The organism is Kitasatospora sp. NPDC048365 (assembly GCF_043200835.1).
Classification (GTDB): Bacteria; Actinomycetota; Actinomycetes; order Streptomycetales; family Streptomycetaceae; genus Kitasatospora; species Kitasatospora terrestris.
Window position 1 is genome coordinate 117,363 of the sequence record NZ_JBICYJ010000011.1, and the last position, 10,931, is coordinate 128,293.

At 73.8% G+C, this 10,931-nt stretch carries 7 protein-coding genes; 1 reads left to right on the top strand and 6 read right to left on the bottom strand.

Annotated features, from left to right (window positions below):
• Window positions 1-96 precede the first annotated feature (96 nt).
• A complete protein-coding gene (locus ACGFX4_RS13995) occupies window positions 97-606 on the top strand; it encodes a hypothetical protein (protein ID WP_393073016.1) in 510 nt (169 codons plus the stop codon).
• Window positions 607-655: 49 nt separating this feature from the next.
• On the opposite strand, the gene ACGFX4_RS14000 is transcribed toward ACGFX4_RS13995, so the two are convergent.
• The 6 genes from ACGFX4_RS14000 to ACGFX4_RS14025 form a co-directional block, all read right to left on the bottom strand.
• Entirely contained in the window at window positions 656-2,839 is a 2,184-nt protein-coding gene (locus tag ACGFX4_RS14000; RefSeq protein ID WP_393073018.1) for an RICIN domain-containing protein, read from the bottom strand.
• A gap of 40 nt (window positions 2,840-2,879) precedes the next feature.
• Window positions 2,880-4,298, bottom strand: coding sequence for an RICIN domain-containing protein (locus tag ACGFX4_RS14005; RefSeq protein WP_393073020.1), 1,419 nt, complete (start codon window positions 4,296-4,298; stop codon window positions 2,880-2,882).
• A gap of 213 nt (window positions 4,299-4,511) precedes the next feature.
• The gene (locus tag ACGFX4_RS14010) at window positions 4,512-4,844 is read right to left on the bottom strand and encodes a YnfA family protein (protein ID WP_393073022.1); all 333 of its coding nucleotides are present in this window, start codon (window positions 4,842-4,844) and stop codon (window positions 4,512-4,514) included.
• Between the two features lie 11 nt (window positions 4,845-4,855).
• A complete protein-coding gene (locus ACGFX4_RS14015; protein WP_393073024.1) occupies window positions 4,856-6,460 on the bottom strand; it encodes a fibronectin type III domain-containing protein in 1,605 nt (534 codons plus the stop codon).
• 117 nt (window positions 6,461-6,577) lie between these two features.
• Window positions 6,578-8,896: a glycoside hydrolase N-terminal domain-containing protein gene (locus ACGFX4_RS14020; protein ID WP_393073026.1), complete on the bottom strand. Its 2,319-nt coding sequence runs from the start codon at window positions 8,894-8,896 to the stop codon at window positions 6,578-6,580.
• A 60-nt stretch (window positions 8,897-8,956) separates the two neighbouring features.
• On the bottom strand, window positions 8,957-10,909 hold the full coding sequence (locus ACGFX4_RS14025) for a beta-galactosidase (protein ID WP_393073028.1): 1,953 nt from the start codon (window positions 10,907-10,909) through the stop codon (window positions 8,957-8,959).
• Between the last annotated feature and the right edge of the window lie 22 nt (window positions 10,910-10,931).

The window sequence follows — 10,931 nt, forward strand, 5'->3', positions numbered from 1 at the left end:
CCGGTCACCGGCGGGCAACGACTGGATCACTCCGCCGGTGCGCCGCGGCGGCACTCGCCAGGATGACCGGCATCCCGTCCCCGGACGAAAGCCGCCATGACCCGCCACCACACCGACCGCGCCGTGCCACGAGCCGTCAGGGCCGCCCTCCTCGGGGCTGCCCTGGCCGCGGCACTGTTCACCACCGCCTGCGACCCGGAGCCCGTCGCGCCGCCGCCGGCCCGGCCGTCCACCACCGCCGCGAGCGCCCCCGCGAGCCCGTCCCCGGTGGTGCCGGCGACGCCGTCGCCCACTCCGACCGCGTCGCCGACGCCCACCCCGACGCCGACGCCCACCGCGACGGCGGTCCCCGCGCAGGCCGCGCCGGCGGCCACGCCGACCCGGACGGCCGCCGCGACCAGGACTCCCACCCCGACGCGCACCACCCAGGCCCCGCAGCCGACCCAGCCGCAGGCCGGCGGCTGCCACCCCCTCTCCAACGCCGGCAACTGCTACAAGGCCGGCCAGTACTGCCGCAGTTCCGACCACGGCGTGTACGGGACGGACGCGAGCGGCCGGGCCATCAAGTGCGTGGACAACAACGGCTGGCGCTGGGAGCCGGCCTGAGACACGGCGGCCGGGCCGGGCCTGGAGTCCCGGCCCGGCCGCCGGTCGGTCACGGGTAGGCGACCAGGTTCGCCACGTTGCTCGACGAGTTGGACGGTCCGCCCGTCCCGTTGATCACGTGGTTGATGGTGCCGGTGCCGCCCAGCGAGACGGTCACCATGTCGTGGAACCGCACCGTCGACCGGTTGGGCACCTCGAAGGCGTGCTCGGCCACCACGCCGGGGTTGACGTTGAAGTAGCAGTAGCTGCCCAGGCCCCAGGCCTCGTGGTCGACCACCGAGTCGGCGACCTTGTAGGCCGCGTAGCCCCGGGTGGAGCCGTTCGTCCAGGCCGCCTGGTTCGGCGGGTCGTAGGGCATCTCGTTCTGGAAGAAGTAGGTGCGGCCGTTCTCGCCGTTCCAGATCACCTGGTGCTGCTGGAAGTGCTCCACGAACAGGCCGTACATGGTGACCGAACGGCCGTTCACGATCAGGCCGTTGGCGGCGGTGTTGGCCGTCCAGCCGACGCCGCTGCCGTGGTCGGCGCGCCAGATCCACAGGTGGTCGCCGATCACGTTGTTGCTGTTGACCACCAGCGACTGGGTGGCCTTGCCGACACCGGCGCCGCCGATCCGGAAGAACACGTCGTGCAGCGAGGTCGGGTCGGCCGCGTGGTCGGCGCTCGAACCGCCGGCGCCGATCTGCATCAGCACCGGGGAGTTGACCGGTCCGGCGTCGATCAGCAGGCCGGCCAGCTTGACGCCGTCCACGTCGGCGACGTTCACCGCGGTGACGCCGTTGTCCGGGATCAGCGTGGCCAGGCCGAGGCCCAGCACCACGGTGTCGGGCCGGGTGATGTTCAGCGTCTGCGCGAGGTGGTAGACGCCCGGGGTGATCAGCAGGTTCTTGCCCTGCGCCAGGGCCGCGTTGAGGTCGGCGGCGGTGGCACCGGGCTTGGCGATGTAGAACCGGTCGATCGGCAGCGAGCTGCCGGGCTGGGTGCCGGCCCAGGTGACGCCGCTGCTGTTGCTGCGCAGCGCCGGGACGAACACCTGCCAGGCGCCGGCCCCGTCCACGTACAGGAAGGGCTTCTCGCGGACCACCGGGGTCTGGCCGACGGTGGTGTACGGCGGGTTGGGGAAGGTGTTGGCGGGCGCGTTCACGTCGCCGACGAAGACCATGTTCCAGTTGGAGCCGGTCCAGCTGCCCCACTGGGCGTTGCGGGAGAGCCACTGCTGCTGGGAGCCGGAGCGCAGCTGGCCGTCGATCTTCGAGTCGGCGATGAAGCCGCCGCTGGACCAGCCGCCGTCGTCCAGCTGCAGGTTGCCGCGGACGTGCATCCGGCGGTACGGCGCGGCCTGGGAGACCGCCCAGCGGTCGGTCCCGCCGGTCGGGTTGACCGAGAGGTTCTCGGCGGAGCGCCAGAAGTTCTGGGTGGCGTTGCCCTGGAACCAGTCGGCCTCGGCGTGCACCGCGCCGTTGATGGTGACGTCGTCGGGCGACAGGCCGAGGCCGGCGACCTGGGTGTAGAAGCCGACGTTGGCGTCGACCGCGTAGCTGCCGGGCTTGAACAGCAGCGCCTGCCGCTCGGTGCCGAACTGGTTGGACTCCTGCTGGGAGAAGACCGAGTTGAGCTTGGCCTGGATGCTGGACGCCGGCATCGACGGGTCGAAGACCGTCACGTTCGGCCCGAAGTCCGGTGTACCGGGCACGTTCTGGACTCCGAGGGTGAAGGACTGCGCGGTGGTGCCGTTGCAGGTGTACTGCTGCAGCTGGACCGCGTCGGCGGTGGAGGCGGACGGGACGTCCAGGCACTTGCCGCTGTTGCGGTTGACCAGGTGGTAGGTGCCGCCGGCCTCGGCCACCGGCAGCCACTGCTGGTTGGCGCCTCCGCCGTAGGTCCACAGCTGGACCTTGGCGGCGTCGGCGGTGGAGACGCCGGTGACGTCCCAGACCTTGCCGGGGTCGCCCTGCGCGTTGACCCGGACGTAGCCGCCGCCGGCGTCCTGGAACTGCCAGTTCTGCGCGCCGGTGCCGTTGCACGCGTACTGCTGGACGACGGTGCCGTTGGCGGTGCCGGCCGCGGCGGCGTCCACGCACTTGCCGCTGTTCTTGGCGACCACGGTGACGAAACCGGTGGGGACGGCCGCGTGGGCGGCGGACGCGGGGGTGAGGACCACCGCGGAGACGGTGGTGGCGAGCAGGCCGAGCACGCTGCTCAGCGGGACGACCCTCCTGCGGGCTGTCGGACTCATCGAGAACTCCTGGGGGGCAGCGGGTGGGTGGTCACGCCGGTCACGCGGGGAGGTTCCACTGCTGGTTGGCGGCGCCGAAGCAGTCCCAGATCTGCAGCCGGGTGCCGTTGGCCGAGCTGGGACCGGTCGCGTCCAGGCAGCGGCCGGAGGCCGGGTTCACCAGGGTGTTGTTGGCGCCGGCCTGCCACTTCTGGGCGCCGGTGCCGTTGCAGTCGTAGAGCTGCACCTGGGTGCCGTTGGCGGTGCCGGCCGCGGTGATGTCCATGCACTTGCCGAGCGCGCGCAGCGAGCCGTCGGTGGCCACCGTCCAGGTCTGCGCGGCGGTGCCGTTGCAGTCGTACAGCTGGATCGCGGCGCCGTTGGCGGTGGAGGCCGCGGCCACGTCCACGCACTTGCCGCCGTAGCCGGTGATCCGGCCGGTCCGCTGCTGCGGGGGCGTGGTGCCGCCGGTGATCGTGTTGAAGATCCGGCTGAACTGGTACTGGGACTGCGGGGTGCCGCTGCAGGAGTCGGAGAGGGTGCCGTTGGTGGCACAGGCCTTGTCCCGGCCGATCGCCCAGAAGGCGAGCTGCTGGATGCCGCGGCTCGCCGCGAAGTTCTCCAGGGTGGTGGCGTTGCCGGTGGTGAACACCTCGACGGTGGTGTCGTTGACCCCGATCATCGGGGTGTTGCCCTCCATCGCCCACAGCTGGTCGGAGGTCTTGGTGGTCCAGATCCGGCCGAGCTGGGTGTGCAGGCTGTTGGCGGCGTCGATCGCGGCCTGGCCCATGTCCAGCGCCGGGCCGTAGTCCATGGTCATGATGTTGACCAGGTTGACGTCCAGGCCACGGGACTTGGCGTTGTTCAGCAGGTCGAGCGAGTTCTGCAGCAGGCCGCCCGGGTCGACCGGCAGGGTGTAGTTGACGGCGAGCTTCCTGCCGGCCGCCGCGTAGCTCTGCTGCAGGCCGGCCAGGGCCTGGTTGCGGCGGTCGTTGGCGGCCGTGTCGTTCAGCGCGCCGCCCTCGATGTCCAGGTCGATCCTGGTGAGGTTGAGGGTGTCGACCACCCGCTTGTACTGGGCCTGCAGCGCGGAGACGCTGGTGCAGGCCTGGGCCAGCTCGGTGCCGGCCGCGCCGCCGAAGGAGGCGATCACGTCGCCGCCGGCCGCCCGCAGGCTGTTCACCGCGCCGGTCCAACCGGCGTCGGTGATCGGGGTGTTGCCGTTGAAGGTGGCGTTGCAGCTGCCGTCGGCGATCACGAACGCGAGGGTGAAGTACTTCAGGCCGGTCGCGTTGCGGACGTCGGCCATCACCGACGGGGACTTCCAGGTCTCGATGTACGGCGCCGCGTAGTGCGCCGGGAACCCGGGCCCGGGGTTGGCCGCGGCGGCGGCCGGTGAGCTGCCGGCGAGCAGCAGGCCGGCGACCGCGACGGGTAGCGCGACGGCGCCGGCGAGGGCGCGGGAAACGTTTCTGAGCATGGGGGACTCCCTCTGGCAGCAGGGACGCGTGGGGGCACGCCGGTTCAGCCGACGGGCCGTCACATCGGCCGCCGGAATTGGTCTGAACCTTATTGCGAGGCTTGAACTTAGGGTCGATGCTGAGGACGCGTCAACCCTCGCGTCACGACCCGGAAACGCCGAACGCCCCCACCGGCCCGGACGGGCCGACGGGGGCGCGACAGCAACAGCGGGTCAGCGGCGGGGGCCGTACATGATCACGGCGACCCCGGCCAGACAGATCAGCGCACCCACCACGTCGTAACGGGTGGGCCGGAAGCCGTCCACGACGACCCCCCAGAGCAGCGAGCCCGCCACGAACACCCCGCCGTACGCGGCGAGCACCCGGCCGAAGGCGGCGTCCGGCTGGAGCGTGGCGACGAAGCCGTACGCGCCGAGCGCGACCACGCCCGCGCCGATCCACGCCCAGCCCCGGTGCTCGCGCACGCCCTGCCAGACCAACCACGCTCCGCCGATCTCCAGGAAAGCGGCAAGGACGAAGAGCAGAGCGGAGCGCAGCACGGTCATGAGCAGGCAGTTTACGAGGCGCACTCCCCCGCGCGGCGCGCCACCGTGTAGTGGTCGACCTGGGTGCCGTTCTCGGCCAGCGCGGTGACCCGCATGGTCGCGGTGCGGCCCGGGTGGGCCGGGGTGACGTCCACCTTGATGAAGGAGTAGCCGGTGTAGCGCACCCGCGACCACTCCACCGTCTCGGGCACCTTCACCCCGCCCTTGGCGAAGTGGTAGGTGGCGACCTCGTCGACCCGCTGCTCGTGGCCCTCGTAGCTGTCCGGCGCGTCGAAGCTGTACAGGCTGCGGCCGGCCGCGCCCGCGGTCACGTACACCACGCCGTCCCGGGCCGGCTCGACCGTCCCGCCGCTGGGCACCGCCTTGGCGACCTTGTTGCCGAGGATCGCGTCGGTCCGCTCGTACACGTGGTTGTGGCCGTTGATCACCAGGTCGACCCGGTGCTTCTCGAACAGCGGCACCCACGCCTCGCGGACACCGCCCTCGGAGGCGTGCTGGTGGGTGGTGGAGAAGGCGCAGTGGTGGAAGAACACCACGATGAAGTCGATGCCCTCGTCCGCCCGCAGTTCGCGCAGCTTGCGGTCCAGCCAGGCGGTCTGCCGTCCGGCGGTGATGCCCAGGTTGGCGGGGATCTCGTAGGAGACGTCGTTGGCGTCCAGCGACACCACGCCGACGTTGCCGTAGCGGAAGGAGTAGACGCCGGGCGCGTTGCGCGGGTCCGGGCCGTCGGTGGGCAGGAAGAAGCGGGCGTTGTCGCCGCCGTAGCCGTGCGGCGAGTACCAGGCCTCGATGTCGTGGTTGCCGTACGCGACCATCCACGGCACCTTGGCGGCGACCGTCTCGGTCTGCGCCAGGAAGGCGTCCCAGGCGGTGGCGGTGTACGCGACCTTGTCGGCGTCCTGGCCCTGGCCCATCGGGTCGGCGTAGCAGATGTCGCCGGCGTGCAGGTGGAAGGCCGGGTTCTGGGCCAGGATCACGTGGTCGTTGCCGGCCGCGTGCGAGCTGACGCCCTGGTCGCCGAAGGCCGTGAAGGTGAACGGCGGGTACGGCCGGTTGTGCCGCCCGTGCCGGGACGGCGCGGTGCGGAACGTCGACAGCGTGGAGATCGCCTGCTGCGAGGCGGGGTCGAAGCCCTGGTGGCCGACGCCGTAGTAGTACGTGGTGTCGGGCTGCAGGCGGTCCACCGCGACGTGCAGGTAGTACTGGTCGACCGGGGTGCCGGTCGAGGTCAGCGCGGGGGTGTGCAGCGCCCGCACCTCGGCCTCGATCTTCTGCCCGAGGTCCCAGGGGTGCCTGCCGATCCGGAGATACGGCTTCTTCACCGGCGCCGGCACCTGCCAGGAGATCCGGATCTGGGTGTCCGGCTCGGCGCCGAACGCGAGGTGACGGCCGATCGGGGCGACCATCGCGCCGTCGATCCCGGCCGTGGTGTCGACCGGGGCCGCCGTGGCGGTGCCGCTGCCGAGCACCCCGCCGACGGCCAGCGCGGAGACCGTCACCGCGCCGCTGCGCAGCAGGGTGCGCCGGGAGAGCCTGCTGCGCAGGTACTCGTGCTGCTCCGCGGTGCTCATCCGGTCGGCGAGCCTCGCGGGCACGCCCATGCGTGGGATATCCATGGCCGGAGCGTTCCAGCGCGCGGTGGCCCGCACCCGGACGTCCGGTGAACGGGCCCGGTCGTGTCGGTCTGGCGCACCGCAAGACTCCCCCATGTCTTCGCAAAGCCCGACGGGCCCTCAGACCAGCGGAAACACCAGCGTCCGGGCGGCGCCGGCGGTCAGCCGGACCGGCTCGGCGGGCTTCCCGCCCGGCACCACCCGCAGTTCGAAGCGGCGCTCGGCCGGGGCCCGCAGGGTCACCGAGACCCGCTCGCCGTCCCAGGCCAGCTCCTCGACGGTGGCGCCGAACCGGGTGCGCACGCCGCGCAGCACCCCGCGCTCCAGCCCGGCGACCGGCGCGGGCAGCAGCACCAGCCGGGCGGGCCGCCCGTCCTCCTCCGGGGTGGAGCGCACCAGCGCCTCGATCAGCACCCCGGGCAGCGCGTGCGCCACGTCCGCGTTGTACGCCTCGCGGCCCGGGTAGTGGCTGCTCATCAGCGAGCGGTACCAGAAGCCGTCGCCGAGCAGGTGCGCCAGCGGCCGGGCCAGCAGCGCCGGTTCGTCGAGCCGGGCGGCGGCCAGCGCGCGGTGCAGGTGTCCGTGACCGGAGTGGTTCTCGTCGCCGCGCAGCCGCAGCGCCCGGCGGGCGGCGTCGGCGAGCTCCGGGGTGTCCTCCGGGGTGATCGCGTGCAGCGGCCAGACCGGGTAGAGGTGGCTGACGTGCCGGTGGTCGTAGCCGTCGCGGTGGCCGGGCCAGGCCCATTCGGCGAGCGCGCCGTCCGCGTTCACGGCGTAGCCGGGCAGCCGCTCGGCGAGGGTCCGCCAGGCGGCGGCCGCGTCCGGGTCGGCGGTGCGGCGGGCGGCGGCGGCGAGCGCGTGCCGGGCGGCGGCCAGGTCCATGGTGGCGTTCACCGAGGCGGCCCCGGGCAGGGGCGCGCCGGTCGCCGGGTCGACCGGGTGGTTCTCCGGCGAGTAGGACGGCACCAGGACGGGTGCGCCGTCCGGGCCGGTCCGGGTCAGGAAGTCCTGGTAGAACTCCGCCACCTCGCCGAGCGCCGACGCCAGCCAGTCGACCGCCTCGCCGGTGGTCTCGGCGTGCTCCAGCAGCGGGTGCAGCAGCCAGTCGGCGCCCGCCGTCCAGAGGTGGTGCGCCCAGCTGTGGTTGAAGTGGTACTGCAGGCCGTTGGCGCCGTCGGTGTGCGCGGGCGCGACGACGCCCCGGGTGCCGAACAGGCGGGCGGCATTGGTCCGCCAGTCGGGCAGCTGGTCGGCGACCAGCGCGGCCAGCGCATGCACCGCCTCCGGCAGGTCGGCGACCGCGGCGGACGCCAGCTGCAGGTTCAGGTTGGCGTTGGTGGTGAACGCGCCGCCCCAGGCGGTGTCCCAGTCCCCCGTCCACAGCCCGCACAGCCGGGGCGGACGGTGGCCCGAGGCCGACAGCAGGTGGTAGCGGCCGGCCGCGAACAGCGCCTCCAGCAGCGCGGGCTGCACCGCGGACGGGTCGGCCTCCTGCCGGGCCAGCAGCTCGGCCACCGGACGGGCCCGCTCGGCCGGGTCCGCGCCCAGGTCGAGGGTGACCCGCTGGTACGCGGGCCGGTGCGCGGCCAGGTGCCGCTCCAGCAGCTCGGCGTGGCCCTGCGGCAGCTCGTACATGCCGGTGTCCAGCCGGGCCGGGTCGCCGTCCACCGGGCCGACCGGGCCGCGCGCCACCCGGGTCAGCAGCAGCACCTCGGGCGCGCCCAGGACGTGCACCCGCGGCCCGTCGCAGCGCACCGCACCGCCCGGCGCGAGGATCCTGACCGCCCCGCGGTAGCCGAGCTCGCTCCCCGGGTAGCGGGCCCGCAGCCGCAGCAGCGCCTCGTCGCGGGCCCCGCCGCCCTCCGCCGCCGGCACCTGCGCCGGCCGGTAGACCGAGCGGACCGCGGCCCGCAGCTCCTCCGGCACGCCGGGCAGCCGGCCGTCCACGCCGATCTCCGCCTTGACGCCCGCCCCCTCGGGCGCCACCAGCCGCTGCACCACGACGTCGTCCGCCCGCGAGACGAAGCACTCCGAGCGCCATCGCCCCGCCGCGTCCGTCCACTCCGCAGCCACCACGCCCGTCGCGAAGTCCACGGTGCGCCGGAAGCCCTCCGCCGGCGCCGCGTCCGGCCGGCGGATCCGCACCGCGAAGCCGGGATGGAACCGCTGCACGAACCGCGGCTCCCAGTCGCCGCCGAACAGCCGCACCGCGCGCTCCTGGTCGCCGGCCAGCAGCGCGTCCCGCATCGCCTCCAACCGGGGCGCGAGCAGGGGCGGTTCCACGCCGCTCAGCGGATCGGGCAGCACCAGGTCGTGGTGCGTCACCACGACGGAGTCCCCGTGCACCACGGCGCCGTGCCGGCCGTTGCCGCACAGGTAGCCGTCCCGCCAGTCGTCGGCGGGAGCGGTGTCGAACAGGCCATGGGCCGGGCTGGACATGGAAGGACCGTCCTCGATCGTAGAACCGCACCGGGCGATGCACCCGGTGGAACCCCCGCGTTACCGCAGCACCCACGCGTCGTACGGGCCGAGCTCGGCGTCCGGCGGCAGCTCCCGGCCGGTCAGCACCTCGTGCCGCCCGGCGCCGGACGCGATCCGGACGGCCGCGCCGGTGTGGTTGAGCAGGAAGAGCAGCCCGCCCCGCCGGACCGCCTCGACGCCGTCCGGCAGGCCCTCGACCTCCGGCCGGACACCCGCGGCTGCCGCGGCGCCGCCCAGCAGCCGCCGCAGCAGCGCCGGATCCGGCAGCGTCGCCAGGTAGACGGCCCTCCCCCTGCGGGTGACCGCCGGGGTGCCGTCGGCCAGCCGGGCCAGGACCTCCGTCCCCTCCTCGACCCGCAGCGCCTCGCTCCACAGCGTCGCGGCGCCGTCCAGGCCGGTGAGCGGCACGCTCTCCTCGCCGAGCGGCCGCCACTCCAGCGGGTGCACCCCCAGCACCGCGCGCAGCCGGGCGTCCGTGCCGCCCTCGCGGACGGTGTCGTTCCCGTCCGCGACGCCGGTCAGGAAGCCGCTGACCAGCGTGCCCCCGCCGTCGGCGTACGCCACCAGGTTGTCCACGGCCGGGTCGTCGGCCAGGTAGAGGTTGGGCACGGCCACCATCCGGTAGCGCCGGAGGTCGGCGTCCGGGCGGACGTAGTCGACGGTCAGGTGCTCGTCCCACAGCGCCCCGTGCCAGGCGAGCAGCAGCCCGGGCAGCTCGACCCGCTCGCTCGGCCGGCCGCGCTGTTCCAGCGCCCACCAGTTCGGCCAGTCCAGCACCACCGCGACGTCGGCCGCGACCTCGCCGCCGACCGCCTCGCCGAGCCGGCCGAGCTCCCGTCCGAGCTCGCGGACCGCGCGGTGCTGCGGGGTGTCCGGGCCGGCGTGCGGGAGCATCGCCGAGTGGAACTTCTCCGCCCCGGAGCGCGAGGCCCGCCACTGGAAGAAGTGGATCGCGTCCGCGCCCCGCGCCACCGACTGCAGGGCCTCCAGCCGCAGCCGCTCGGCGGGCTTGGCCCGGTTCACCGGGCGCCAGTTGACGGCGCCCGCCGCCATCTCCATCAGCATCCAGGGCCTGCCGCCGCCGACCGACCGGGCCACGTCCTGGCCCAGCGAGGCGTACACCGCGGCCCGCGGATCCGCCGGGTCGGGGTAGCTGTCCAGCGAGACGAAGTCCTCGGCCGCGGCGAAGGACCAGCAGTCCACGTGCGGGTAGAGGGTCATGAAGTTGGTGGTGACCGGCACGTCCGGCCGGTGGCGCCGGATCAGGTCGCGCTCCGCGGTGAAGCACTCCAGCAGCACGTCCGAGCAGAACCGCCGAAAGTCGAGCACCGCGGCCGGGTTCGGGAGGTACGGCGCGCTGCGAGGCGGGATCACGGTCGCCCAGGAGCTGTGGCCCTGACTCCAGAAGGCCGTCCCCCAGGCCGAGTTGAGCCCCTCCAAGGTCCGGTGGCGGTCGCGCAGCCAGCCGCGGAAGCGCTCGGCGGTCTCCTCGCAGTGGCAGACCGGCCCGTACTCGTTGTTGACGTGCCACATCACCACCGCCGGGTGGTCGGCGAACTCCGCCGCCAGGTCGGCCACCAGCGCGCCCGCGTACCGCCGGTAGGCGGCCGACGAGGGGCAGTACTGGTTCCGCGAGCCCCACCACAGGGTGGTCCCGTCGGCCGTGACCGGCAGCGTGCCGGGGTGGAGCCGCCCCAGCCACGCCGGCGGGGAGGCGGTCGGGGTGGCCAGGCACACCTCGACGCCGCCCGCGTGCAGCAGGTCGAGCAGCCGCCGCAGCCAGCCGAACTCGCGCATCCCCGGCGCGGGTTCGAGCCGCGCCCAGGAGAACACGCCGACCGTCACCGTGGTGACGCCGGCCTCCTTCATCAGCCGGACGTCCTCCGCCCAGGTCTCCTCGGGCCACTGCTCGGGGTTGTAGTCGCCGCCGAACAGGATCCGGCCCCGGGTGGCGTCGGCAAGGGATGGCATCAGCGGGTCCTCCTCGGACGGT

What these genes read in the sequence shown, in the direction of transcription:
- ACGFX4_RS13995 (WP_393073016.1), top strand. Translation starts at nt 97, where the DNA reads ATGACCCGCCACCACACCGACCGCGCCGTGCCACGAGCCGTCAGGGCC.
- ACGFX4_RS14000 (WP_393073018.1), bottom strand. Translation starts at nt 2,839, where the DNA reads ATGAGTCCGACAGCCCGCAGGAGGGTCGTCCCGCTGAGCAGCGTGCTC.
- ACGFX4_RS14005 (WP_393073020.1), bottom strand. Translation starts at nt 4,298, where the DNA reads ATGCTCAGAAACGTTTCCCGCGCCCTCGCCGGCGCCGTCGCGCTACCC.
- ACGFX4_RS14010 (WP_393073022.1), bottom strand. Translation starts at nt 4,844, where the DNA reads ATGACCGTGCTGCGCTCCGCTCTGCTCTTCGTCCTTGCCGCTTTCCTG.
- ACGFX4_RS14015 (WP_393073024.1), bottom strand. Translation starts at nt 6,460, where the DNA reads ATGGATATCCCACGCATGGGCGTGCCCGCGAGGCTCGCCGACCGGATG.
- ACGFX4_RS14020 (WP_393073026.1), bottom strand. Translation starts at nt 8,896, where the DNA reads ATGTCCAGCCCGGCCCATGGCCTGTTCGACACCGCTCCCGCCGACGAC.
- ACGFX4_RS14025 (WP_393073028.1), bottom strand. Translation starts at nt 10,909, where the DNA reads ATGCCATCCCTTGCCGACGCCACCCGGGGCCGGATCCTGTTCGGCGGC.